General features: G+C 63.6%; 20 protein-coding genes, 1 tRNA gene and 3 pseudogenes. 5 read left to right on the top strand and 19 right to left on the bottom strand.

The window, feature by feature from the left end; all coding sequences use genetic code 11:
- Positions 1 to 279: 279 nt before the first annotated feature.
- From AC629_RS21305 to AC629_RS21250, 14 genes and pseudogenes are all read right to left on the bottom strand, one after another.
- Positions 280 to 2,565 (bottom strand): autotransporter outer membrane beta-barrel domain-containing protein, encoded by a 2,286-nt coding sequence (locus AC629_RS21305; protein WP_502693041.1) that lies wholly within the window; start codon positions 2,563 to 2,565, stop codon positions 280 to 282.
- The gene (locus AC629_RS48870; protein ID WP_245331946.1) at positions 2,456 to 2,908 is read right to left on the bottom strand and encodes a hypothetical protein; all 453 of its coding nucleotides are present in this window, start codon (positions 2,906 to 2,908) and stop codon (positions 2,456 to 2,458) included. Before AC629_RS48870 ends, AC629_RS21305 begins: the two co-directional genes overlap by 110 nt.
- A gap of 253 nt (positions 2,909 to 3,161) precedes the next feature.
- The gene (locus AC629_RS21300; protein ID WP_245331945.1) at positions 3,162 to 4,235 is read right to left on the bottom strand and encodes a tetratricopeptide repeat protein; all 1,074 of its coding nucleotides are present in this window, start codon (positions 4,233 to 4,235) and stop codon (positions 3,162 to 3,164) included.
- Between the two features lie 228 nt (positions 4,236 to 4,463).
- Positions 4,464 to 4,700 (bottom strand): annotated as a pseudogene (locus AC629_RS50645) (winged helix-turn-helix domain-containing protein); the annotation flags it as partial.
- A 209-nt stretch (positions 4,701 to 4,909) separates the two neighbouring features.
- Positions 4,910 to 5,371 (bottom strand): PTS IIA-like nitrogen regulatory protein PtsN, encoded by a 462-nt coding sequence (gene ptsN, locus AC629_RS21295; RefSeq protein WP_074122528.1) that lies wholly within the window; start codon positions 5,369 to 5,371, stop codon positions 4,910 to 4,912.
- Positions 5,372 to 5,592: 221 nt separating this feature from the next.
- Positions 5,593 to 6,195, bottom strand: a complete 603-nt coding sequence (hpf, locus tag AC629_RS21290) for a ribosome hibernation-promoting factor, HPF/YfiA family (RefSeq protein WP_084806955.1) — start codon at positions 6,193 to 6,195, stop codon at positions 5,593 to 5,595.
- Positions 6,196 to 6,275: 80 nt separating this feature from the next.
- Positions 6,276 to 7,907, bottom strand: coding sequence for an RNA polymerase factor sigma-54 (gene rpoN / locus AC629_RS21285; RefSeq protein ID WP_084806954.1), 1,632 nt, complete (start codon positions 7,905 to 7,907; stop codon positions 6,276 to 6,278).
- Between the two features lie 89 nt (positions 7,908 to 7,996).
- Entirely contained in the window at positions 7,997 to 9,010 is a 1,014-nt protein-coding gene (gene lptB / locus AC629_RS21280) for an LPS export ABC transporter ATP-binding protein (RefSeq protein ID WP_084806953.1), read from the bottom strand.
- Between the two features lie 232 nt (positions 9,011 to 9,242).
- Entirely contained in the window at positions 9,243 to 9,953 is a 711-nt protein-coding gene (locus tag AC629_RS21275) for an LptA/OstA family protein (RefSeq protein ID WP_084806962.1), read from the bottom strand.
- Positions 9,954 to 9,958: 5 nt separating this feature from the next.
- Complete coding sequence (lptC, locus tag AC629_RS21270; protein ID WP_084806952.1) at positions 9,959 to 10,693, bottom strand: LPS export ABC transporter periplasmic protein LptC; 735 nt, start codon at positions 10,691 to 10,693, stop codon at positions 9,959 to 9,961.
- Positions 10,694 to 10,923: 230 nt separating this feature from the next.
- Positions 10,924 to 11,538 (bottom strand): ribonuclease D, encoded by a 615-nt coding sequence (locus tag AC629_RS21265; protein ID WP_084806951.1) that lies wholly within the window; start codon positions 11,536 to 11,538, stop codon positions 10,924 to 10,926.
- A gap of 229 nt (positions 11,539 to 11,767) precedes the next feature.
- Positions 11,768 to 12,988 carry a UbiA family prenyltransferase gene (locus AC629_RS21260; protein WP_245331944.1) on the bottom strand — a complete coding sequence of 407 codons (1,221 nt, stop codon included), beginning with the start codon at positions 12,986 to 12,988 and terminating at the stop codon, positions 11,768 to 11,770.
- Positions 12,989 to 13,306: 318 nt separating this feature from the next.
- Positions 13,307 to 13,864: a hypothetical protein gene (locus AC629_RS21255; RefSeq protein WP_245331943.1), complete on the bottom strand. Its 558-nt coding sequence runs from the start codon at positions 13,862 to 13,864 to the stop codon at positions 13,307 to 13,309.
- Between the two features lie 94 nt (positions 13,865 to 13,958).
- Entirely contained in the window at positions 13,959 to 15,287 is a 1,329-nt protein-coding gene (locus AC629_RS21250) for a hypothetical protein (RefSeq protein ID WP_245331942.1), read from the bottom strand.
- 378 nt (positions 15,288 to 15,665) lie between these two features.
- On the opposite strand from AC629_RS21250, the gene AC629_RS21245 reads away from it, so the two are divergent.
- A complete protein-coding gene (locus AC629_RS21245; protein ID WP_084806950.1) occupies positions 15,666 to 16,937 on the top strand; it encodes an MFS transporter in 1,272 nt (423 codons plus the stop codon).
- Between the two features lie 240 nt (positions 16,938 to 17,177).
- On the opposite strand, the pseudogene AC629_RS21240 reads toward AC629_RS21245, so the two are convergent.
- Together AC629_RS21240 and AC629_RS21235 are read right to left on the bottom strand one after the other, a co-directional pair.
- Positions 17,178 to 18,080: pseudogene (locus AC629_RS21240) on the bottom strand (restriction endonuclease).
- Positions 18,081 to 18,688: 608 nt separating this feature from the next.
- Positions 18,689 to 18,775: transfer RNA gene (locus tag AC629_RS21235), tRNA-Leu, on the bottom strand.
- Positions 18,776 to 18,926: 151 nt separating this feature from the next.
- Here AC629_RS21235 and AC629_RS21230 point away from each other — a divergent pair.
- Positions 18,927 to 19,892 (top strand): complex I NDUFA9 subunit family protein, encoded by a 966-nt coding sequence (locus tag AC629_RS21230; RefSeq protein ID WP_084806949.1) that lies wholly within the window; start codon positions 18,927 to 18,929, stop codon positions 19,890 to 19,892.
- 158 nt (positions 19,893 to 20,050) lie between these two features.
- Here the strand turns inward: AC629_RS21230 and AC629_RS21225 are convergent, their stop codons facing one another.
- The 3 genes from AC629_RS21225 to AC629_RS21215 all read right to left on the bottom strand — a co-directional run bounded on the left by AC629_RS21225 (position 20,051) and on the right by AC629_RS21215 (position 23,032).
- Positions 20,051 to 20,791, bottom strand: a complete 741-nt coding sequence (locus AC629_RS21225; RefSeq protein ID WP_084806948.1) for an SDR family oxidoreductase — start codon at positions 20,789 to 20,791, stop codon at positions 20,051 to 20,053.
- 3 nt (positions 20,792 to 20,794) lie between these two features.
- Positions 20,795 to 22,126 carry an FAD-binding oxidoreductase gene (locus AC629_RS21220; RefSeq protein WP_084806947.1) on the bottom strand — a complete coding sequence of 444 codons (1,332 nt, stop codon included), beginning with the start codon at positions 22,124 to 22,126 and terminating at the stop codon, positions 20,795 to 20,797.
- Positions 22,127 to 22,225: 99 nt separating this feature from the next.
- Positions 22,226 to 23,032, bottom strand: coding sequence for an undecaprenyl-diphosphate phosphatase (locus AC629_RS21215; RefSeq protein ID WP_084806946.1), 807 nt, complete (start codon positions 23,030 to 23,032; stop codon positions 22,226 to 22,228).
- 171 nt (positions 23,033 to 23,203) lie between these two features.
- Here AC629_RS21215 and AC629_RS21210 point away from each other — a divergent pair, with 171 nt between their 5' ends.
- The 3 genes and pseudogenes from AC629_RS21210 to AC629_RS48865 form a co-directional block, all read left to right on the top strand.
- Positions 23,204 to 23,896 carry a glutathione S-transferase family protein gene (locus AC629_RS21210; protein WP_084806945.1) on the top strand — a complete coding sequence of 231 codons (693 nt, stop codon included), beginning with the start codon at positions 23,204 to 23,206 and terminating at the stop codon, positions 23,894 to 23,896.
- Positions 23,845 to 25,020 (top strand): tRNA epoxyqueuosine(34) reductase QueG, encoded by a 1,176-nt coding sequence (gene queG, locus AC629_RS21205; protein ID WP_084806944.1) that lies wholly within the window; start codon positions 23,845 to 23,847, stop codon positions 25,018 to 25,020. Before AC629_RS21210 ends, queG begins: the two co-directional genes overlap by 52 nt.
- 206 nt (positions 25,021 to 25,226) lie before the next feature.
- Positions 25,227 to 25,589 (top strand): annotated as a pseudogene (locus AC629_RS48865) (helix-turn-helix domain-containing protein); the annotation flags it as partial.

The following is a 25,589-nucleotide window of genomic DNA, read 5'->3' as shown; positions in this document are numbered from 1 at the left end:
AGCGCTACTGCGCTCGCTGTCAGCAGCCATCGGGCACGAGTCTGTCCCCGGCCGTTAGGAATGGAGACCCAGCTTTCCGTAGTGAACATCCTGCACGCCGCCCCTGCACATTAACCGGCAATCGAGCCGGTCAGGCGTCGCTAGCAGGCAATTGTTTGGCCAATATTTGAGGATCGCCAAACATGCCGCGATCGGAGCGGGTGTGAACGAGATCAACCGGCATTGCGGCATGCCGGCCACAGTTCAGGCTGCGGCGATCTGACCGTGCAGGGGCCCCGGCTACCAAGCGTAGCGAACCATGCCCTTGCCGGCGTAGCTGCGGGTGAGGTTGGAGAACTCGCCTTCGAAGCTCGCCGCGGCCGACCAGCCGCTGGTCCATTTCATTTCGGCGGACGCCGTGGCGAGCGCCGAGTCACTTGCCTGCGCCGCGCCGTTGACGACGAAGCTCGCGCCCGGCAGTGACTGGAAGGTCGCCCCAATGGTGCGGTTCGGATCGAAATCATGTGCCCAGGCAAGACGGCCGCGCAGCGTGAGAATGCCGTCTGTCATGGCGAGGGATTTGTCGGTGCGGATACCGAGCTCGCTGCGCGGATCGGTGACGCTTTTCGCGGCGTAGCCCAGCGCAAAGGTGTTGGAGCCTGTGATCGCCCGCTCCGTGTAGGCCGGCAGGTCGAACGTCGTGAACTGGGCCGCCGCATAAGGCGTGAAGCCGAGGCCGCCGACCCATGGCGCGACAAAACGATAGCCGCCTTCCAGCCGGCCGGACCAGGCATTCGCATTGAACTCCGCGCGCAGCTGATTGAGGCCGGCGACGGTCACGGCGCGATTGGTGGTGATATCCTGCCATCCATAGGCCAGCGCGCCAGTGACATAGGCTGCGCCGTTGGTGTGACGCAGATACGCGCCTGCCTGGAACAGGTCGGAGCGTCCACTTCCAAGATTGTTGACGCTGAAATTCGTGCCGCCTCCGGCAAGCGCAAAACCGGCAAGCGTATTCGGCGAGAACAGGTAGTCCGCGCCGACGGCGGTGCCGAAAATGCTGCTCCTTGTGTCATTCGATCCGGCCACCGCATTGCCGTTGGTGGTTTGCGAGCCGCCGTAACCCGCCGCCCACACGCTCCAGCGCGGCACGAAGGGAACTGGCGGCGCTTTGGTGAACATCGCCAGCGCATCCTTGGGCTTGCGGCTCGCTGCATAGGCGCTGGCGCTTTCCTCCGCATATCCCGGCGCCGACATCGCGCCGTTGATGCCGTTGCCGCGCCCCATCAGGGGATCGGTCAGCAGGCCCATGAACTGGCTCATGGCGTTGAACGTGGTCTGCTGCGAGCCGCTGCCGACTTCGCCCGAGAGCTGAGTCAGCCCGGCCGGCGTGAGGCTGCCGAACACGATCGGGATGCTGCCATTGCTGTTGAAGAAGTTCGTGAGCGCATTGCCGACATTCTGCTGATTGCCGGAAAGGCCGGTGCCTGACGGCGCGACAAAGCCGAGTGCGAGATCGAGATAGGCATGTGTGCCGTCATAGCTCAGCGTGGTCTTGAAACCCGACGGCAGGCCGCTGTTGGCCACGGTCGGATCGAACGTGCCGCTGATGCTGCCGGCGGTCAGGATCGTGTACTGCTTCTCGACATAGGATCCGGGCGCGAAACTCGCGCGCACGGTGGCACCGCCGAGTGTCGCGGTGCCGCTAACGGTAGAGAACGAGGCCGTCGTCGGGTTCACCTGCACGAGGTAGATCGCGCCCGACGCGAAAGCCAGGCTGCCGGCGACATTCATGGACGTTCCAGCCGTTCCATCGCCGGGCGCGAAGGTGCCGCCATTGACGGTGAGATTGCCGATGGTGCCGTTGCCTCTGACCGTGCCGCCGGCATTGACCGTCAGCAGGCTGGACGTGGCGATCGAGCCGTTCACCGCCAGCGTGCCGGCATCGACCGTAGTCGCGCCGGTATAGGTGTTGATGCCCGACAGCGTCAGTGTGCCGGTGCCGGTCTTGGTCAGGGAGCCGCCGGCGCCGCCGCCGAGACCGCCGTCCTGGATGACGCCGGAAAACGTTGTCGAGAAATTGTTGCCGCCAACCGCCAGGTTCTTCGAGCCCACAAAAACACTGCCAGTGCCCTCGATCGAGCCGGCCGTGGTGCCGCCGGTCGCGAGAAATGAAAGGTCGAGAAGCCCGGTGCCGTTCAGGATGAACCGCGCAGTTCCTCCGCTGGCGCTACCGTTTAGGAGAGTACGGCCGCCGCTGTTGGTGGTGATGCTGGCGCCGCCGGCCGTGCTGGTGTCGGAAAAAGCGACTGTCCCGTTGTTGGTGATGTCGGCGCTGCCGGCCGTGCTGGTGTCGGCGAAACCGAGGGTGGAGTTGTTGGTGAAGCTGGCATTGCCTGCCGAGCTGCTGTTCCAGAAGTCCACTGTGAAGTTGTTGGTGATGTGGGCGCTGCCGGCCGTGCTCGTGTCATTGAAGTCAATGGTCCCGGTGCCGGTGTTGATGATGGTGGCGCTGCCAGCCGTGCTGGCGTTGAAGAAATTGAGGCCAACGCTGGAAGTGATGCTGGCGCTGCCGCCATTGATCACGATGCCGGCGTCGGTGAAGTTGATGGAAAAATCCGCCACCGGCGGTGAACGTGTAGTCCGACGCCCCGGCATTGAACGTCCAGCCGCCGATCGTGGTGTTGAAGGCCGAGAACGACAGGTTGGTGGTGCTGGACGTACCGAAGAAGGCAGTGCCGGTCGGCACCGTGGCCGGGCTCCAGTTGGCGGCGGCATTGAAATCCGCCGAGCCAGGATTGGCGAGCCAGGTCGCGTCTTGCGCCTGCGTGGCGGTGGGACCCAGACATACCCCGGCGAGCAGCGCCGCGGCGGTGCTCGTGCGCGCCAGCGCGGTACTCGACAGCAGGCTGCGGACCATCGCGGCCAAGGCAGATGTCGAAAAGGGAAAAAGGAATGGTCCTTGAGTCGCCGGCCGGCGCTCGCCTAGAGCTGAGGTCCGGCTTTCCATCTGGGCAGAACGAATGAACATACCCCCGCCTTGCACGTAAACCGGCAGAATCGAGCCGGTCAGGCGTCGCTAGCAGGCAATTGTTTGGACAATATTTGAGGATCGCAAGACATGCCCCAATCGGGCCGGTCGTGAACCAGATCAACCGGCATTGCGGCATGCGGGCCACAGTTCAGGCTGCGGCAATCTGACCGATGCTCCTGAGAACGAAAGCGGGAATGGCCTCCTCGCCGTGCAGCCTCGTCACGTGCGCGATCAGACCACGCATGACATTGGCGCGTGCATGTTCCGAGACGAGATGACGCGCCGACGTGAAGTAGAGATATTCGATCGCGCTGCCCGCGCCCGCAGGGCCGATCGCGGCAAGTACATCCGCCGACGCCGCTGGCAATTTCTGACCCGGTGAAGCGATCATCCAGCCGATCGTCAAGCCGATGTCGCGCGGGCAACGCGGACTCTCCCTGGCTGCACCAGCGACAGCCAGGTCCAGCGATGCGCGGTCGCCGGACGCGAGCACGGAAATGGCCTTCAAGACCCGCATATGGAGATGCAAATCGGAGCCCGGTTCGGACATCTCGATGCCGCGATCAAAGAATCGGGCGGCTTCGTCGAAATGGCCGCGCGCGTAGCGCAATTGCCCCATGATGGGAAGCGCTGCGGCAAAGTCCGCGGTCCGGGCGAAGGCGCGCTCAGCAATGTCCTCCGCGAGATCAAGATGACCCCGGTTGATGAAGTACAACAGCTTGGCGGCCGCCAACATCAGCATCGGGTTGGCCTCGATGGCGGGCAGGCACTCCAGCACCGTAGCGTCGATCTCGCTTTCGATGCGGTAGCGTTCTTCCAAGCTGATCTCGCCGAACGGGCTGGTGTGGACAAGGCGCGCGAACAGATGCAGACACCATTGCAGCGCGATGTCTGCATTGAGCGGGTCCTGCTCGCGGTCCCTGCCCAATTGCTCGCCGTTTGCCAGCCACCACCGGTTTGAGGCCGACAGCAGACTTGCAGCCTTGTGGAGCCGCGTTTCAAGCGGTTCGTCCACGGGTGTGCCGAGACCGTTGGAGGCCTCAATGAGGGCCTGCGACAGGGCTTCGATGATGCCATTCGAGACCCTGCCCGCCTCGGTCGTGAACGATGAGGCGTCCGCCAGGTCGAGATCGAGACGGAATACCTTGACGATGCGCTTTGACGGCATCTCCCGCAAGGTGGCCGCACAATCAAGGTGTCCGTCGCCGGCGAGAAAGCTCATCTGGAGGAGATAGCGCAGCTTGTCGGCAGCGGCCGGCTGCCAGTTCTCGGCAACGACAACCTCGTGGCTGACGCCAACGCCGGCCGCGGTCTTGTCGCGAAGCTGACCGACCAGGGATGACGCCTGCTGGCTGAAGGGATGCCCCTGTGGTCCGAAAGCCGGTCCGATAACGAGTAGCGCATCAATCGGCGCTGCCGGAGACAGAGGAGCGATCCAGACATAACCCTCGCTATATTGTGTGGCGATGTACTTTGGCGATTTGGCGCTGTCGCCGAGCTTTGCCCGCAGCCTGTTCACCAGAAAGTCGATGTTGCGGTCGGATACGTCGGATTCCGAAGCGACCTCATCGAGCAGATGGCCGCGGCGCATGAGACGATGCGGATTGCGCGTGAGAGCGAGCAGCAGCGCGCGCTCGTTTCTCGTGAACTGAATCGTCTGCCCGTTGCGACGCGCGAAGAGGCACATTTCATCGAGGATCAGATCTCCAAAGCGGAGATCTGGTGCTTTGTTCACTTCCCGCCCCCTTCACGTCAACCCAGGCGCCGATCAGAGACAAGTACCCTCTTGAGCGGCTCTGTCGCAAGCCTTGCATAGCGCGGTGCCTCGCCGCTGCGGGCTTGGCGCGCAGATCGATCCGGGGCTCTTAACGGGAGACGAGGAGAGGAAAAGCGACGTTACGCCGCGGTCGCAGGCGGCAGCGCGAGCACCGAATAGATCGCCTGCGCATCGCGCGAGGCGCGGAGCTTCTTGGCGATGTCCTGGTCGCGCAGCAAGCGGGCGATGCGCGCCAGCGCCTTGAGGTGATCGGCGCCGGCGCCTTCCGGGGCCAGCAGCAGGAACACGAGATCGACCGGCTGGCCGTCCATCGCCTCGAAATCGATCGGGCGATCGAGGCGTGCGAACAGACCGAAAATCTTTTCCAGCTTGGGCAGCTTGCCGTGAGGAATGGCGACGCCGTAGCCAACGGCGGTGGTGCCGAGCTTTTCCCGCTGCAGCAGAACCTCGAAGATCGAGCGCTCGTTCTGGCCAGTGAGCTCGGCGGCCTTGGCAGCGAGTTCCTGGAGAGCCTGTTTCTTGCTGTTGACCTTCAGTGCCGGAAGAATCGCCTCGGGCGCGACCAGATCGGTAATCGGCATGGAAGTTTTCCGAGGTGAATTAAACCGTCAGGTTCCGAAATGGCCAGCTTGGAAAGAACCACGCCGGGCCGGCGGCAAGAACGTGAAGCAGGAGGGGGACTTAGCCCCGGTCCTGATGTGGGGCGCTTCTACTCCAACGCAATCCCGGTGCCAACTCCCGCGTGCAGCTTTGCCCCGATGATTGTTAAGGGCTGCGGGTGGTACGGGGGCCGGTCTCGGCCCTAACCGCCTGCTTTTCCGGGCGTCTTGGGTCCCGGCGGGTCGATCCAGCCGACATTGCCGTCGGCCCGGCGGTAGATGATGTTCACCCGGCCGCTGGAACCGTGCTGGAACACCAGGCAGGGTGCCCCGCTGAGGTCGAGTTCCATGACCGCCTCGCTGACCGACAGTGCCTTCAGCGAGGTGGTGGCCTCGGCGATGATGACGGGGCTGTAGCCGGTGACCTCGTCCTCCCCCTCCGGCGCCTCGAGCACATAGCTGGTGGCATCGAGGGCAGCGAGGGCGGCGGAGGCGACGTGGGCCTTGCGGGCGGAGCGGTCCTTGAGCCGGCTCTTGTAGCGCTTGAGCCGCTTCTCGATCATCAGCAGCGCCTGGTCGGCGCTGGCATAGGCGTCCGACGCGTTCGAATCGGCCTCAAGCGTAATTCCCGAATCAAGGTGCAGCGCACAGTCCGTTCGGAAGCCGAAGCCGTCCTTGCTCAGCGTGATATGGCCGGAATAATTCCCGTCGAAATATTTGCGCAGCACCTCGTCGGTGCGGTCGGTAACGCGGCCGCGCAGGGCGTCGCCGACGCTGATGCTCTTTCCTGAAATTCTGAGAGTCATGTGATGCCTCGCTTGGTTTGCCCTAGCTTGGATCGGTCGCGATGGGGGATTGAGAGTAACGCGATTTGGCGCGAGCGCAATCAGGCCGGCTCGGTGTTGCGGGAGCGATCGGACAGTGCGGTGGAGAGGACGTTACCAAGAGCGCTCTGCTTGTCGCGACGGCGTTGCACCGAGGAAGGAATGCGCATGGCTTCGCGGTACTTCGCGACCGTGCGGCGGGCAATATCAATGCCCGAGGCGCGCAACCGTTCCACGATGGTGTCGTCCGAAAGGATCGCGGAAGGCTCTTCCGAATCGATCAGCTGCTTGATGTGGTGGCGAACGGCTTCCGCGGAGTGTGCCTCGCCGCCGTCGGCCGAGGCGATCGAGGCCGTGAAGAAGTATTTCAACTCGAATGTGCCGCGATTTGTCGCCATGTATTTGTTGGCGGTAACACGCGACACCGTGGATTCATGCATCTGGATGGCGTCGGCGACGGCCTTCAGATTCAGCGGCCGCAGGTGCGCCACGCCATGGGTGAAGAAGCCGTCCTGCTGGCGCACGATCTCGGTCGCAACTTTCAGGATAGTGCGGGCGCGCTGGTCGAGCGCGCGCACCAGCCAGGTCGCGTTTTGCAGTGCGTCGGTGAAATAGGACTTGTCACCGTCCTTGCCGATCTTCTTCGACAGCTCGGAATAGTAGGTCTGGTTGACCAGCACACGGGGCAACGTGTCGCTATTGAGCTCGACATGCCAGCCGCCATCGGGACCCGGGCGGACATAGACATCCGGCACCATGGTCTGCAAACGGGCCGAGCCGAACTTCATCCCGGGTTTCGGATTGAGCCGGCGGATCTCGCCGATCATGTCGGCAATATCCTCGTCGTCGACGCCGCAGAGCTTGCGCAAGGCCCCGATGTCGCGCTTGGCGAGGAGATCGAGATGCTCGACCAGGGCCTGCATCGCCGGATCGTAGCGGTCGAGCTCGCGGAGCTGGATGGCCAGGCATTCGCTCAAATTGCGCGCGCAGACGCCCGGCGGATCGAATTTTTGCAGCACGGCAAGAACGTCCTCGACGTCCTGCTGCGATGCGCCAAGGCGCTCGGCAGCCTGGCCGAGATCAGGCGGCAGGTAGCCGGCCTCGTCGACGAGGTCGATCAGGTATTGGCCGATCATGCGCTGCGCCGGCCCGGCGAAGGCGACCGAAAGCTGCTCGGCGAGATGGTCAGCGAGCGTGGTCTCCGCGGCGACGAAGGCCTCGAGATTGTAGTCCTCATCCCCGGAGGCGCCGCCGCCCCATTCCGTATAGGTGGTCGGCGCGGCATCCTGGGCATTGCGGGCCGCAGCCTCGGCCGGTTCCTCGGAGAAGACGTTGTCGAGGCCGGTGTCGAGGGTCTGCTCGATCTCGGCGCGGGTGCCGAGATCCTTGCTCATCCATTCTTCCTGGCCCGGCTCGAAGGCGTTGCCGCTGCCGCCAAAACCGTCATCGCCGTGACCATCGTCTTGGCCACCGGACTCATCGCCGTCGCCGAACTGGCCCGCCTCGGCCGGGGCATCGCCCGCGGGGGCCTCGTCATTGGCCCGCTCCAGCAGAGGGTTACGCTCGAGTTCCTCCTCCACGAACGTCGTGAGATCGAGATTGGACAATTGCAGCAGCTTGATCGCCTGCATCAACTGCGGCGTCATGACCAGCGACTGCGATTGCCGGAACTCTAATCTCTGCGTAAGTGCCATGAGGCAAGAACCGATCCCAAAAATGGTCCGATTCTTGCTTATCCTAGTCAGGACCCGATGTACACGTCTTGACGGATAGGAAAAACGGGCTAGAGGCGGAATTCCTCGCCAAGGTAAAGCCGGCGAACGTCCGGATCGGCAACGATTTCATCCGGGCTCCCCTCGGTCAGGATTTCACCGGCATAGACGATATAGGCGCGATCGGTGAGGCCGAGCGTCTCACGCACATTGTGGTCGGTGATCAGCACGCCGATGCCGCGATTGGTGAGATGGCGGACCAGGTCCTGAATGTCGCCGACCGCGATCGGATCGATGCCGGCGAAGGGTTCGTCGAGCAGCATGTAGTTCGGACGCGTCGCCAGCGCGCGCGCGATCTCGACGCGGCGCCGCTCGCCGCCGGACAGCGCGATCGACGGCGATTTCCGCAGGCGCGTGATGTTGAATTCGTCGAGCAGCTCGTCGAGCTGCTGCTCGCGCTTCTTCCGCGAGGGCTCGACCACTTCGAGCACGGCGCGGATGTTCTGCTCGACGGTGAGGCCACGGAAGATCGAGGCTTCCTGAGGCAGATAGCCGATGCCGAGCCGCGCGCGCTGGTACATCGGCAGCTTCGTCACGTCATGGCCGTCGAGCTCGATCGCGCCACGATCGGCCTTGATCAGCCCGGTGATCATGTAGAACACGGTGGTCTTGCCGGCCCCGTTCGGGCCGAGCAGGCCGACGGCTTCGCCGCGGCGCACATAGATGCTGACGCCGCGCACCACCTGACGGCTGCCGAAGGCCTTTTCCACGCTATGCACGGCCAGAAAGCCCGGCCGCCGCAGTAGCTGCGGCCCGCCGGCGCTGTTCGGCTTGGCTGCGTTCCTGACGGGGTGAACCGCCTGCGGTCGCGGCGGCGGCTCGGCTTGGAACTCGGCTTGATAGTTGCCCTGGAACTGATCGGGCGCGTGCATTGGCTGGTCACGGGCGATCGGCGGCGCATCCCGCACCGGGCTGGTCACCAGCCCCCCGACGCTGTCACCGAGCGCAGTGATGTCCTGACGCGCAAATCCTGGCCGGCCGCGCTTAGCGGGGCGCCGACGGAACATGCTGAATAGATCGACCATCCCCGCCTTCTAGCCTTCCACGGTGATCCTGCGCGATGCTCGCGCGATCTGCCGCGCCGGCCTCGATTCGCCGACGCAGCTTGAATGAAGGGATGTCTCATGCCCAGTGAAACACGCCCGAAAAGCGGCGGACCCCGCCTCAATAGCCCTGCGCTAGATACAGTCTCGCCGGGCAAGCTTCAACCTCGGATCGGCTGAATCCGATTCAAGTCATTGAATTTGCATACGAAATTTACTTTTGCTTACCTGCACCGGGCAATTGCAGCGGCGGGCCCGCACCAGGCTTGGCTGGACCGCCCGGACCGCAATCACTGCCGCCGCCTTGCGGTAGCAGCGCCTGAACGCGGCCGCTGTCGGATTCCACCCGCGACACACCTGTCGTCATGTCGACCATCAACCGGTCGCCGCGCAGCACGTTCTTGCACTGCGTCAGGACCACGCCGCCGAGCATGGTGATGAGGTTGGTCTTGGTGTCGAACACGGCGGTCTCGCCTGTCACCACCTGGTCCTTCTGGGTGACCACGACATTGCCGCGCGCTTCCAGCCGCTTGATTGAGGAGCTGCCGCCGGGCCCCGGCGTCGCCGACTGCATCGGCGCGGCCTTGGCCCCTTTCGCAGCCGTGGGCTGGGGCGTAGCGGGCTTGTCGCCGCCCGACTCGTAAAACACCACCAGCGTCTTCGAGGTCATGGTGGTATCGCCCTGCACGACCTTCACATTGCCGGCGAAAGTCGCTTCCTTCTTCTTGTCGCGCATCTCGAGCGAGGCGGCTTCGATCTGGATCGGCTGATCGCGATTCTGCGAAAAGCCCTGCATCGCGTTGGGCACACCTTGCATCGTGCTCTGCGCGATTGCCGCACCCGTCAGCCCGATGCCGACGGCGAGCGCGGCCGCACGGAGGATGGCGCGACGCTTGTCTTCGTTGCGCGGAAAAAACCTGATCATGAAAATCATCTTGAATTGGCAGACTTGTTTTGGGAGGCGCGCGGCTTCGTCGGCGGTGCGGGCTCGGCGGGCGCAGGCGGAGCAGCGGCACCGTCGTCCAGCTTGTCGAGATGCATCACCACGTTGCCTTCGAAGCGGATGACGTCGCCGCCTTCCGTGATGCGCAGCCGATCGGCGGTCAGCGTCCCGTTGGTCAGCTTGACGTCGACATGGTCATCCGACGAGACCGTGCCCTTGCCCATGTCGACGAAAGCCGAGTTCAGCCGCGCCTCGTAGCCGGTCGAGGTGCGCAGGAAGATGTCCTTGTGCAGGTCGAGCTGCTGCTGCTTGTTGTCGAAGCGGCCGGTGCGGGCATCGAGGAACAGGGTTGATTGATCCTCCATCAGCACTTTCGCGCGCAGATCCGAGAGATCGACATGATCGGGGTCGGTGATGTCCTGCGTCGCCGCCTTGGCCCAGAGCTCATAGGGCCGCCGGTCCGGCGTGTAGCCGGCCAGATGCGGTGATTCCATGGTGATCTTGGTGCCCGACACCACCATGTTTCCGGTATCGATCGGCAGGTTCGGCATCAGCATTCGGAACGGATTGAAGATCGACACGCCGACGATGGCGGCCAGGGACAACAGCACCGCGCCCGGCACGGCGATGCGCAGAATCCGCACCAGGCGGCTGTGACGTGCCGCGCTGGCGAACTTCGCCGCAAGCGCGGCGTCGTAGGTTGGATTCTGGGCCGAATTCACCTGAGCTCCCGAGGTGTGGCTCGCCTTGTCCGGTTGAATGGCGCTCCATTGTACCCGGCACCGCCACAATATGCAGCCCGGGACAGGCCGTTACGAAAGTGTCCGAAACGGGGCGGCTACCCCAGCCTAGCCGCCGTTCGAGGCGTTCCAGGTTATTGTTTGAGCATGATCTTTTCGGAAAACCGCTTCGCACTTTGCGCTAACTCGGCCCTTCGGGTCCGGATCATGCTCTAGGAATGCGCGAAAATGTCCTCTTCCGACCAGCCCTGGAGGTCGAGCAGCGCGCGGGTCGGCAGGAAGTCGAAACAGGCCTGCGCCAGGGCGGTCCGGCCTTCCCGGACCAGCATGGCGTCAAGCCGCTCCCTTAGGGCATGCAGATGCAGCACATCGGAGGCCGCGTAGGCGAGCTGCGGCTCGCTCAGGCTGTCGGAACCCCAGTCGCTCGACTGCTGCTGCTTGGAGAGGTCGACATTGAGCACCTCGCGCACGAGGTCCTTGAGGCCATGGCGGTCGGTATAGGTGCGCGTCAGGCGCGAGGCGATCTTGGTGCAGTAGATCGGCCCGGTCATCACGCCGAAGGTCTGGTACAGCACCGCGACGTCGAACCGCGCAAAGTGGAAGATCTTGGTGATCGCAGGATTGGCCAGCAGGGCCTTCAGGTTGGGCGCGTCGGTGTGACCCTTGGGGATCTGCACCACGTCGGCGCTGCCGTCGCCGGGCGAGAGCTGCACCACGCAGAGCCGGTCGCGGTGCGGGTTCAATCCCATGGTCTCGGTATCGATCGCCACCGCTCCGGTATAGCGGGACAGGTCGGGCAGGTCGCCGCGATGCAGGCGTACGGTCATGGCGTTTCAAAACCTCGATCGGATTGGTCTGTCGGCACAATAGGCTAATTCGGATTGCCCGCGATGTAGCCACTTGAGGCAGGCCGCGCAAGCGCGCGATGCCCTCAAAAGCCCGGTCAGATCGCCGCCAGCATGATGCAGATCATCGCCGCGACCGTGGTGCGGCTGGGGCCGTCGCGAAACGCGTAGATGATGGGATCGTCGGGCATCTCGCGGCGATGCGCCATCATCAGGCGCGGCCGAACCAGTAGAGCAGCAGCGGGTTCAGGAGCCACAGCATCCAGGGGCGGCTGTAGAGCGGCGTCACCGCCGACGAGGACACATAGAGCGAGAACACGGTCACCGCGTTCATTGCGCTCGCGGCCGCCATCGCGGCGATGATTTGCAGGTCGGTGATCCTGTAGTCGCGGTTGGAGGGATCAGCGAGACCTGCGCTCTCGCGCATGCTGAGCTCGCTGAAGCGCTTGATCAGCGCCAGCGAGGTGAACACGAACAGCGAGAAGATCAAAAGCCATTCCGACAGCACCACGCCGACGCCGACCGCACCGGCGATGATGCGCAACGTATAAAGGCCGGCGAGCGTAACGACGTCGACCAGCATCTTGCGCTTGAGCACGAGCGAATAGGCGATCGTGGTGGCGAGATAGGCGCCGAGCACGCCGAGGAAGACGGGCGAGATGCAGAGGCTGGCGACGACTGCAAACAGCCACAGCGCAGGGATCGCGAGCAGCGCCGACGAGATCGGCAGGTCGCCGGCGGCGAGCGCGCGATGGCGCTTGGTCGGATGCTGCCTGTCTGCGGCGAGATCAAGCAGGTCGTTCATCAGATAGGCGCCCGACGCGCAGGCCGAGAACGCCAGGAACGCCAGCAGCGCAGAGCCGAGCGTCGCAAGATTCATCTGATGCGCCGTGATCGCCGGCACGAACACCAGCGTGTTCTTGGCGTATTGATAGACGCGCAGCGCCTTCGCCCAGGTCTTCAGACTAGATGTCGTCGGGCTGGCGCTGCGGCTGCCGCGATTTGCGATGCGCTCGATGGAGGCGCGATCGAACGGCAGCGTGTAGCCTGCGGCGAGATCGGCGGGCGTAACGACGCCGTCAAAGCCGAGATGCGCGGCAATGCCCGCCGCATGATGGGCGAAGCGGCCAGCCACGAGATAGATCTTCTCGCCCCGCGCCCGTGCCGCGAGCACCTGGTTCAGCACGTCGGAATCATAGGGCAGATGGGCGTAGTCGATCTCGGCCCGCGCCAGGATATCCGTGAGCGCCGCCATCCCCGGGCGTCCGCCCGCGCCGAAGCGGGCGAGCATGAGCCCGGGCCGACTGAACAGCGCTTCCATCAGCAGTTCGGAACGCAGCAGCGCGCCTTCGAGATCGATGACAAGCGTCCGGGCAGCCGCTGCCGACGGCTCGGGCACGCCAGAATCATACTGCCAGGCAGGCTGCTCCATCCGAAAACGCTCTACTGACCGCAACATGACCGGCCCTCGGCCGGGGGAGCAGGGAAATGGACGGTCGGAACCCTAAGGGAGCATTCGCTAAGGGCGGCTTAATTCAAGGTGGAGGAGCAGCCGGAGACCGGGTGCGAAACGCCTGCAGGCGCAGCGAAAATGCAGCCTTATCAGGTTGATGAGAGAGAGATGGCGCCCAGGCGCCTAATTCCTGTCGCGGACCGAAATTGCAGCCCGATCAGGTCATGGCGGACGCGAAGAAAGCCATTGGAAACTGCTCCGCGGCATTTGGCGCTATCTGCGCAAGGTCCATCGCGCTCACGGAGACTTCTTCTGCGCAGACGCGGCCGGCTTCGCGGGTGCAGCGGCCTGGGCTTGCGGCTGTGCGAATGCAACTTCCGGCGTGGCGATGACGATTCCGAACAGACGCCATTGCCCGGCCACGACCTGAAACGTGAGATCGAATTTGATCTGCTGCGGCTGGGTCGGAATGTATCCCGCAAGGCGCAGCATTCCGCGTTGATCGAGTGTCGGCGCATCGGTGAATTGCGGCGCCAGCAATGCAGCGCCGTAGAGATCGAAGTTGCGACGCCGCAGGTCGAGAAAATTCAGCCCGAGATCGGCGGCGGTGTTGCGCGCCCGGAAATCGGGCGCAGCGAGGTCGCGCAGCACCGTGTAATTGCCCGTGCGATTGGCATCATTAAGCGTGAGAAGCGTCGAGCGGATCAGATAGAGCGCCTGCTCCAGCGTGACAGGCAGGGACGGCTGCACGGGAGCGGCCGCCGGCGCAGGCGTCTTCTGTTGGGCCGCCGCCCTGTCGTTTCCACAGGACAGCAGCAACACCAACGCAATCACGGCACGCGCAATCAGTTGCATCGAATGACTACGCCTGCCTTCACCAGCCGACGCGCATTCCGACGCGTCCGCCCACCCCGCCGCCATTCGTGCCATAGGAAAGGCCGCCGCTGGCCTACACGTGCTCGCTGACGCGGAGCGCGGCACTCATAGAAAGGGCATTGGTGCCCTGAAACGTTCCCCAGTTCATGCTCATCGCGATCTTCTCGGACGGCATCAGCCACGGCGAGCCGGACATCGCGAAGGCCATCGCGACGCCGTTGATCGCCTTGCCGGTCCTGCCGTCGAGTTCGTTGAGGCGGGCATTGATGCCTGCGATGTCTCCCGTGCTGGCAAGCCCGAGCGCACTGAGCGACGTGGAGGCGAGATTGCCGGCGGAGTCCGTGGTGACAAGTTGCTGCGGTCCGGACTGCGCGGCCTTGCTCGCGGCCGAGGTAATGCCGGCCATCGTGTAGGTGTTGGTCGCGGTACCGTAAACCTGCTGGTTCGCACGCGTCGCGGTGGCGCCGTTGCCAATAGCGGTCGAGTTGGCGAAGGTCGCTGACGCGCCATTGCCGAAGGCAGATGAATTCGCGCCGGTCGCGTTGGAGCCGTTGCCCACCGCGGTGTTCGCGACACCGTTTCCGCTGGCGTTCGCGTTGAGTCCCATCGCGACGTTTGCGCTACCGTCGCCGCCCGCTTGAGCGCCGGCCCCGTTCGCGACATTCCCCGAGTTGGCACCACGGGCATTCGCCAGGAATCCGGTCGCCGCGTTGAAGCTGCCGGCGCCGCTCGCGTTGGCGCCATCGCCGGTCGCGACGTTTCGGCTTCCGGCCCCGCTGGCATTGGCATTCAACCCGGTCGCGACATTGGAGCTGCTGTCGCCGCTGGCGTTGGCGCTGGTCCCGGCCGCAATGTTGTTGCTGGCGTTGCCGGCGGCATTGGCGGTGCGCCCCGTCGCGGTGTTGTTGCTGCCTGCGCCACTCGCATTCGCGAGGTTACCGGTCGCAATATTGGAGCTGTTATCGCCATTGGCCCTGGCGACGAACCCGGTCGCAATGTTCTTGCTGCCGTCGCCCTTGGCAATGGCTCCGTCGCCGGACGCTGTGTTCATGCTGCCGTTGCCGCTGGCATCGGTGTTGTCCCCGACCGCGGTATTGACACTGTTATTGCCACTGGCGTTGCCGAGGCCGACGGCGAGATTGCCGCTGGTATTTCCGCTGGCGTTGGCGCCAGCCCCGACCGCGGTGTTGTTGCCGCCTGTGCCGCTGGAGTTTGCGCTGGGTCCGCAGGCAAAATTACCCGCTGATCCAGCTGCCGTTGCGCCTTGAACAGAGGCGGCACTATCCACGCACACGAATTGAGCCCGGGCTTGCGGCACGCCGGCACAGGTCGCAATCGCGGCAACGAGCGCGGTTGCGAGGAAAATGGTTACTCGTGATTGAGATGCGACTGAAATATTCATGTTTGTCCCCCATCTTCTTCCAAACTCGGGGTTGGGAAGAAGGCGCGGGAAGAATGATGACCGCCGTCACTTCCGGCGTTAGTCCGGCGTTACGTCAGCGTTATTTACGCTTGCACGACCTTCAAAGCATGCAGGCTGTGGCTTTAGGGAGACTTTCGACGCGGTAAGGCCCGGCCTTCACGGGATGCCCAGGTCCGATTGCGAGAGAGGACAGACGGTTCTTGGCCGCCGGGCTGTTGCATGGATCCCACAACCCGGCACGAGCTTCATATTCCAGCGGAGCTTGCGCCATGCGCGCCGTGGAAATCGTCCCCGCACCACCCCATCTGTCGTCAGCTTCTCGCGCTCCCCTTCCCCGCTTGCCATGAACCAGGTGCCATGACCGAACAAACGCTCGCAGCGCCCATCGACGATCAACAGGAGCGCCAGCGCGGGTTTTCGCGCTACCAGTCGCTCCTCATCGCGCTGCTCGCGTTCACCCAGTTCACGATCATTCTCGATTTCATCATCATGTCGCCGCTCGGCGCCATCCTGATGCCCTCCCTCAACATCACGGCCGGACAGTTCGGCGTCGCGGTTTCGGCCTACGCGTTCAGCGCGGGGATTTCGGGCATCCTGGCCGCCGGCTTTGCCGATCGCTTCGATCGCAAGCGCCTGCTGTTGTTCTTCTATGTCGGCTTCACGCTCGGGACCATGCTCTGCGCCGCGGCGCAGAATTACCAAGTCCTGCTGCTCGGAAGGATCGTGACCGGATTGTTCGGCGGCGTAATCGGCTCGGTCGTGCTTGCCATCGTCACCGACCTGTTCCCGCTGCATCATCGCGGCCGCGTGATGGGATTCATCCAGACCGCGTTTGCCGCGAGTCAGGTGCTCGGCATTCCGGCCGGGCTGTTTCTCGCCAATCACTGGAACTGGCACGTCTGCTTCGTTGCGATCGTCGGCCTGTCCATCGTCGCGATCGCCGTCATCGGTTTTGCGATGGAGCCGGTCGACGCGCATCTGCGACTGAAGCAGGACCGAAACCCGTTCCGCCACCTGATCGCGACCATCGGACAACCGCGCTATACGCTGGCCTTTGCGGTCACGACGCTGCTGGCGACCGGCGGGTACATGCTGATGCCGTTCTCCAGCGCCTTCACCGTGCATAATCTCGGCATCGACATCCAGCATTTACCGACGATCTATCTCGTCTCCGGCCTGTTCAGTATCGTCACGGGACCGCTGGTCGGCAGGGCGAGCGACGCGTTCGGCAAATACCCAACCTTTGTCTTCGGCAGCGTGGTGTCGGTGATCATGGTGCTGATCTACACCCATCTCGGCCACGTCTCGCTCGCGACCGCGATCCTCGTCAACGTCCTGATGTTCGTCGGCATCTTCTCCCGCATGATCCCGTCGCAGGCCCTGATGTCGGCGATCCCCGACGCCAACCAGCGCGGCTCGTTCAGCGCGGTCAGCGCCTCACTTCAGCAGCTCTCCGGGGGGCTCGGCTCGGTGCTCGCTGGCGCGATCATCGCGCAAGAACCGGACGGGTCGCTGATCCATTTCGACCGGATCGGCTACGTCGTCGTCGCGTCGGCGATCGTCTCGCTGGTCGCTATGTACTTTGTGCAGAAAGCAGTCGCGAATCGGGCGGGGAGACGGGTGGTCTGAGGGCGGGCGGGCTGGTTTCAGTCCGCTAATGGACCTTCCGACGGCGACGCATGGATAGCCGCCCTGCTATCCCAGCGATCGGAAGAAGCGCCATTTGCGTCTAAATCCCGCAAAATAGTGCCTCCGAAAGGACTGGATCGCCACTCTCAAAAAAGCTGATTTTGCCGGTTTTTGAGCCCCGCCGATATGCCCTTATGTCCCGGCTTTGTGTACCGGAAACAATCGTCTTCGAGGCTCGCGCTACGCCTCGTCAAAAAAATCCTCGTCCAATCGTCTGAACTCAATGGTTCGGTTTGTTCGCACTCCGATTCCATGTTCGATCATCAGGTCTGCCAGGCTTCCACCATCGAGAAGGACAACCCGCTGGGAAAGGTGCTTTACAAAGTCGCGCGCTTGAGCGCTGAAGGTGGAGGTAGTTACAAAAACGCCCTTGCTCGCGCCGAGACCGACAAGGCTGCCAACGAAAGCTTGCACATCCGGCCGTCCCACAGCGTTCCCAGCCGAATAGCGCTTGGCCTAAACGTAAACTCGATCGAGCCCCAGCCGGTCTTCATTAATCACACCATCGACGCCTCCATCACCCGATCGCCCTAGCTGGGCAGCGGCATTCTTATGCGATCCGCCGTACCCCATCGCTACCAGAAGTTCGATGATCAATTGTTCGAAGAAGGCGGGGCTATTTTTCGCAATTCGCCCTAGGAGATCCGCGCGGAGGGTGGCTTCAAGGGTCTGGTAAGCCGCCTCGATCTGCTCTTCCGGTGTAGCCGTCCCGGAGACGGGAGAGCCGGGTGTGGTGGTTTCCTCAGATGTATTGGAGGCCGCGCTACCTTCGCTTCGATAAAACTCTCGAAATTCTGGCTGTCTCATCAAGACCGACACATCGATGCGTGCCAAGTTCTCCGCAAGCAATCCCCGCCCCGCTTCGGTGATAGAAAACCTGCCTCTTCCAGGCGAGCTAAGGAGGCCAGCCTTGGTGAGATAGAACTTGGCCCAGTGTATGCGATTGTGCAGGACGCGCTGACGTCCGCTCGGCAAGAGCTTCTCCCTCTCCTCTTCAGCCAGGCCGAGCTTGTTGGCGACAAGATCAACGACGTCGGCGACCCGATGCTCTCCCTCGTTGGCGAGTTGAAGCACTGGCAACATTAGCGCTTGGTAGTCCGGGATCGCCATGGTCGCTGGACCTCATTTGAAAGACTTCTTCGTAAAGGATACGCAGCACTACCACTCATCCAGCCGGGTCGCGCTTTGGCTAGGGCTCACATTCAAGAAGAGGCCTTTTTGGATGATCGCTTCGCAATCCTACGCCGCAGCTGCGGTCGCCTGGGGTGAGGACAGGGGAAGTAACGTGTGGAGCAGCACTATCGGCTCGTCTGCGCCGGCATGCTGCCGGTCGTGGCTGGTATCAAAGTTAACGCGCGCTGGATCGACCTGCGAAGGAACCGTGATCACCTAGCCCGCGGCATCCGCGATACAGCCAGGGCCGAAGCGCATACTGCTTTTGCGCAATGTAGGTGGCTAAACCCCTCGCCAGGTTCGTCCATGCACTCTCAAAAACCAACATTAGGCGGTCGTCGTCGAGAACGCGCGGGACATCCGTCGGTGTCCGCACCCTGAAGTTACAGTGCGAGGAATCGGTGTCGAGATAGATGCGGGTCATTGGATAGCTCATACACGCTGTGTCCCGGGCTTGTGTACCGGTCAGCGGCTCAAGTTCCCCGCAATTGAGCGATTTCAACCACTTGGGTTGGGGGTGGTGCCCAGGAAAGGACTCGAACCTTCACGGCCGTTAAGCCACTGGCACCTGAAGCCAGCGCGTCTACCAATTCCACCACCTGGGCATGCCGTTTGGGGCACGGAGGCGGTTACTACGGTTCGGTGACGCCGTTGTCAATTCATGCGTGATCCAGGTTTGGGGATGCCGATTGCGCAATGCAAACCGGCCCGATACAAGCCTGACAAGACGCACTCTTCCCGCAGGAAATGGACCCCATGGCATCGAATCTGGAAACTCTCGTCACGGTTTTCGGCGGATCGGGGTTTTTGGGCCGGAATGTCGTCCGCGCGCTGTGCCGGCGGGATTACCGGGTCCGGGTTGCGGTGCGGCGGCCGGAACTCGCCGGATACCTCCAGCCCTCCGGCAGGGTCGGGCAGGTCCACACGGTGCAGGCCAATTTGCGCTATCCGGCCTCGGTCGAGGCGGCGGTGCGTGATTCGCATGTCGTGATCAACCTCGTGGGCATTCTCACCGAGAGCGGCCGGCAGACCTTTGACGCCGTCCAGGCCAAGGGTGCCGAGACCGTCGCCAAGGCGGCGGCCGCCGCCGGCGCCAGGCTGGTGCACGTTTCGGCGATAGGCGCCGACGCCGAATCGCCCTCGCGCTATGCCAAGGCCAAGGCGGCCGGCGAGGCCGCGGTGACAGCCGCGGTGCCCTCTGCGACGATCTTCCGCCCCTCCGTGGTCTTCGGGCCCGAAGATCAGTTCACCAACCGTTTTGGCGCGCTGGCGCGGATGTCGCCGGTGCTGCCGCTGATCGGCGGCGAGACCAGGATGCAGCCGGTCTATGTCGGCGACGTCGCCACCGCGATCGCGGATGCCGTCGACGGCAAGGCCAAGGCCGGCGCCACGTACGAGCTCGGCGGGCCGGAAGTGCTGACCATGCGCGAGATCATCGAGGCCATCCTCGAAATCACCAACCGCGAGCGGATGCTGATCCCGCTGCCGTTCGGCCTCGCCCGCTTACAGGCCAACTTCCTTCAATTTGCACCCGGCGCGTTCAAGCTGACGCCGGACCAGGTCACGCTGCTCGAGCGCGACAATGTCGTGTCGGATGCGGCCAAGGCCGCCGGCCTGACGCTGGAAGGCCTCGGCATATCAGGCGATTCGCTGGAAGCGATCGCCCCGCAATATCTTTGGCGCTTCCGCGCCGCCGGGCAGTTCCAGCATAACGGCGCGTAAACTCGCAACGTCGTCATGCCCGGGCTTGACCCGGGCATCCACGTCTTGCGGCAATCGCGGATGCACGTGGATGGCCGGGTCAAGCCCGGCCATGACGAGTTTGTGGGACGAACGGGGCGAGGGAGTGCACCGCCGCCGTGGCCGCAGCGCAGAAAGCTTCAGAACTTCAGCTTCTTGAAGATCGCCTCCGGCAGCGTCTTGATGATCAGCATCACGAGGCGCCATTTGCCGCTGACATAGACGATATCGGTCTTCTTCTCGACGGCCTGAAGAATCGCATCGCCCACGACTGGCGCTTCGACAGTGAGCGGCCCGATCAGCTTCATGCCTTCCGTCATTTTCGTTCGGACGAAGCCGGGCTTCACCGTGACGACATGCACGCCGCCGCGGCTCGCACGGGCGCGTAAGCCGGACAGGAACGCCGAGAAGCCGGCCTTGGCCGAACCGTAGACATAGTTCGAGGCGCGGCCGCGATCGCCCGCGACCGATGACACGCCGACGATCGTACCGTTGCCGCGCGCCAAGAACTTTTCCGCGAACAGGCCGAGGATCAGCGAAGGGCCTTCGTAGTTCGAGCGCATGATCGTCGTGGCGTGCGCGAGATCTTCTTGCGCGCTCTCCTGCGCGCCCAATAATCCGACGATCGAGATGACCACGTCAGGCAACGCCGGAAGCGCGCCGACAAACCCGTCGAACGAGGCGGTGTCGAGCACGTCGAATTGATGGATGCCAACCTCGACGTTGTAACGCGCGCGCAGATCGGCTGCGTCAGGCTCCAGCACGGCGACGTCGCGCCCTGCGAGGGCGACATCGTACCCTGCCTTCGCAAAGGCGCGCGCGGTGGCGCGGCCGATATCGGAAGAGCCCCCCAGCACCAGGACTGTCTTGCGTGACGTCACGGCTTAAACCTCATCAAACAGACGCTGTGAAAGTTTTGAGCGGATATTTCCGGCGGGATCGAGCGACTTGCGGATCGCGTTGAAGCGCGACAAGGCCGGATAGCCGGCCTCGAACGTCGCGCGAGACTGGCGCGCATCCTTGGCGAGATAGAGCCGGCCGCCGGCGGCGACGACGAGGCGATCGATCTCGTCGAGGAACTTCAGGATGTCGCCTTTAACCGGGAAATCCAGCGCCAGGGTGTAGCCGGGCAACGGGAACGACAGGATGCCGTCGCCCTGACCGAGCTTCTTCAGCACCGCGAGGAAGGAGGCATCGCCGCGCCGTGCGACGCGGCCCAGGATATCGCCGAGCACGTCGCGCGCACCCTGCTCCGGGATCACGCATTGATGCTGGAGGAAGCCGCGCCGGCCATAGATACGGTTCCAGTCGGCGATGCTGTCGAGCGGGAAGAAATAGGGATAGAGCGAAACCACATGATTGCCACCGGAGCGCCTCGCGCCCATGCGGCAGTAGAGTTCGTTGAAGGCGCGGATGCTGTAGCGGTTCAGCGTCATCGACGGCAGGTCGACGGGCACTGCGAGCGCGGGATTCCTGCCGGCCGGAAATGCACCGGCGCCACCGGCAAGCTCGTCTGCGCGTGCGTGCTCACCGAGATAGATCAGCGAGCGGCCGAGATCGCGCCCTCGCGCCGCGCAATCGATCCATGCCACCGAATAGGTCGCGGAATCGCTCGCCTCGAGCGCGCGCATCGCTGCATCCAGATCGGACGCGGAGATCACCCGCTCGCGGATCCAGCCGGTCTCGACCGGCCGCAGCCGCATCGTCGCTTCAAGGATGACACCGGTGAGGCCCATGCCGCCGACGGTCGCGAAGAAGGCATCCGAATTCTGCTCGCGCGAGGCCTCGATGACTTCGCCCTGTCCGGTACGGAGCAGGATGCTGTCGACATAGCGGCCGAAGCCGCCCTCGCAATGATGGTTCTTGCCGTGCACGTCCGCGGCGATGGCGCCGCCGATCGAGACAAATTGCGTACCCGGCACGACGAAGGGGAGGAAGCCGCGGGGTCCAAAAGTGTCGATCAGGTCCGATAGCAGCAGACCGGCCTCGAGGCGGATGCGCCCGGTCGCCGGATCGAACGACCTGACCCGGTCGAAGCCCGTCATCGCGACGGTTCTGGCTGCACCGATGGCCGCGTCGCCATAGGCCCGGCCATTGCCGCGCGCAACAGCGCCGGCGAGACCGGCGATGGCCTCACCAACCGCCGCTAACGATCGCGGCCGCCGGAGATCGGTATCGACGACCGGAAAGCGCCCCCAGCCACTGACGAGGGTCATGGTTCAGCTCCTGTGCAGGGCGCGACCGCCCTGCCCTGGAAACTGCCTACCGATCAAAAGCTTATATTACGTTGAGGCGTATCGGCGAGTTTTCAGAGGTTAATGGCCGAGCGCCAGCGCGATCAGGCCGAGCGTGCCGACGATGACGCGCCACCAGGCGAACACCACAAAGCCGTGGCGGGTGACATAGTCCAGGAACGTCTTCACCACGATGATCGCTGTGATGAAGGACACCACGAAGCCGATTGCGACGATGCCCATGTGGTCCATCGTCATCTCGGAGCGGCTCTTGTAGAAGTCGTAGGCGAACGCGCCGATCATGGTGGGGATGGCGAGGAAGAACGAGAACTCCGCCGCCGCACGCTTGTCGGCCCCCAGAAGCATCGCAGCGACGATGCTGGCACCGGAGCGAGACACGCCCGGGATCATCGCCACGCACTGCGCAATACCGATATAGAGGTACATCAGCAGCGGAAACTTGGTGGCGTCGTGCTCGCGCGGCTTGAGATTAAGCTTGTCGACCCAGAGCAGGATGGCGCCGCCGACGATCAGCGTGAAGCAAACGACCCACGGATTGAACAGCACGCTCTTGATGTATTTGCCGGCGACGAGGCCGACCACGACAGCGGGCAGGAACGCCACCAGCACGCCGATCACGAAGCGGCGCGAATAGCTATCGCCCGTGAAGAAGCCGATCGCGACATCCCACAGCTTCCTGAAATACAGCCCGACGATCGCGAGGATCGCGCCGAGCTGGATCAGAACCGTAAACGAATCCCAGAAATCGCCCTCGCCGAGGTGGAAGAAGCGCTCCGCAAGCAGCAGGTGGCCGGTCGAGGAAACGGGAAGGAACTCGGTCACACCCTCGATGATACCAAGGATTACTGCCCGTATTACGTCTGACATATTTACGGTCCATTTCCGCTGGAAAAGCGGGGCTCTTCTCGCCTATTCGTCCCCATGCCGCAATCGCAAAATGCGTGAAATCACGCCCTTGCCTCGCGGTTTTGAAGGACTAGTGTCGCGCCACACAAACATTGATGGATTCTTAAGCACCATCAAATAATCAAAGGCTTCATGTTTACGCTGTTCCATCATCCGTTCTGCCCGCATTCGCGCTTCATCCGCCTGATCGCGGGAGAATACGGGCTCGAACTCCGGCTGGTCGAAGAGCGCAGCTGGGAGCGGCGCGAGGCATTTCTGCTGCTCAATGCGGCAGGCACCACGCCGGTCCTGGTGGACGACGAGCAGCCGCCTATTCCAGGCGCGGCCATCATCGCCGAATATGTAGACGAGGCTTATGGCGCCGAGATGGCGGCCAAGCGGCTGATGCCGGAGACGATCGCCGAGCGCGTCGAAGTGCGCCGGCTGATGGCCTGGTTCAACGAAAAGTTCTTCGAGGAGGTCTCCCATCCTCTCGTCACCGAGCGCATCTACAAGCGCTTCATGAGCGAGGAGAACGGCGGCGGCCCGCCCTCGGCCGACGTAATGCGCGCCGCCAAGGCCAACGTGCGCTATCATCTGGCCTATATCGGCTGGCTGGCGCAGACGCGAAACTTCCTCGCCGGCGACCGGCTCACTTACGCGGATCTCGCCGCCGCGGCGCATCTTTCGGCGATCGACTATCTGGGCGACGTGCCATGGAGCGAGGACGACGCAGCAAAGGCGTGGTACGCGCGGGTGAAATCCCGCCCGTCGTTCCGTCCGCTGCTGAGCGAATGGCTGGCGGGCGTACCGGCGTCGCGGACCTACGTGGACCTCGACTTCTGAACACCGATCCGACTGAATTGAAGGCGGCGCTTGTGCACGAAGCACGCGCGCTCGGCTTCGACTGCATCGGCATCACTGAGCCCGGCACAATCGAAAATGCCGGAAAGCATTTTCTCGAATTCATCGCTTCCGGCGGCCATGGCGACATGGACTGGCTCGCAGCACAGCCGGAGCGCCGCGTCGATCCGCGCGGGCTGTGGCAGGACGTGCGCTCGGTGATCATGCTCGGCGTCAACTACGGCCCCGACCAGGATCCGCTCGCGATCCTCGAGCAGCGCACGCGCGCGGCGATCTCGGTCTATGCGCAGGGCGACGACTATCACGATCTGATCAAGAAGCGGCTGAAGGCGCTGGCGCGCTGGCTGGTCGCGACCGCGCCGTCCGAAGTCAAAGTGTTCGTCGATACCGCGGCGGTGATGGAGAAACCGCTGGCGCAGGCCGCGCATCTGGGCTGGCAGGGCAAGCACACCAATCTCGTCTCGCGCGAATTCGGCTCATGGCTGTTTCTCGGCGCGATCTACACCACGCTGGAGCTGCCGCGCGACGACGCGGAGGTCGATCATTGCGGCTCGTGCCAGGCGTGTCTCGACATCTGCCCGACCGCGGCCTTTCCCGCGCCCTACAGGCTCGATGCGCGGCGCTGCATCTCGTACCTCACCATCGAGAACAAGGGACCGATCCCGCGCGAGTTTCGCAAAAGCATCGGCAACCGTATCTATGGCTGCGACGATTGTCTCGCCGCCTGCCCATGGAACAAGTTCGCTCAGGAAGGCCGCGAAGCAAAACTCGCCGCGCGTGACGAGTTACGCGCGCCCGGTCTCGCCGAACTCGCGCGCCTCGACGACGCAGCGTTCCGCGCGCTGTTCACGAAGTCGCCGGTCAAGCGCATCGGCCGCGACCGCTTCCTGCGCAACGTGCTGATCGCGATCGGCAACTCCGGCGATGCGGCGCTGGCGGAGCAGGCGCGGCGATTGCTGGACGACGCCAGCCCGCTGGTGCGCGGGGCCGCGGTGTGGGCGCTGGGGCAGTTGATGCCGCGCGACGAGTTTGAGGCGATGAAAGCTGGCGCGTTGGGCAGAGAGTCCGACGAAAGCGTGCGTGAGGAGTGGCAAACCCCCTCCTAATTCTCGGTGTCATGCCCCGCCTTGTGCGCACTTGCGCACTGGGGCGGGGCATCCAGTACGCCGCAGCTTCTCGACTCAATCACTGCTGTCTCGGAGTACTGGATCGCCCGATCAAGTGTTCAGCCCGGGGACATGACCGACGGGTGTTCGGGGACATAGGCGACACATCATAGTGCTTGGATTTGGCAGTGTGGGAGGCCAAATCCATGCCCTGGCGAGAGATGTCGGTGATGGATCAGCGGCGTGAGTTTGTACGGCTTGCGATGCAGGAGGAGCGAACCGGCGGGAGCTCTGTCGGCGCTTCAACATTCATCCCGACACCGGCTACAAGTGGCTTGAGCGATGGCAGAGTGAGCGGGATGTTGACGACCGCTCGCGCCGACCGCATTCGAGCCCGGGACGGACCGATTGTGAGCTCGAGGCACGCATTCTAGCGGTACGTGATGCTCATCCGGCATTGTGAGCTCGTAAGATAGCTCACTGCCTGGAACGCGAAGGCTTTCGTTCGCCCGCCGTTTCAACAGTCCATCAGATCTTGCGTCGGGCTGGCCGCATCAAGCCCCCGATCG

It is taken from the genome of Bradyrhizobium sp. NAS80.1 (genome assembly GCF_001908205.1).
Lineage (GTDB): Bacteria > Pseudomonadota > Alphaproteobacteria > Rhizobiales > Xanthobacteraceae > Bradyrhizobium.
The sequence above is the reverse complement of the archived record's forward strand: the minus strand, read 5'-3'. Positions and strand labels throughout refer to the sequence as shown.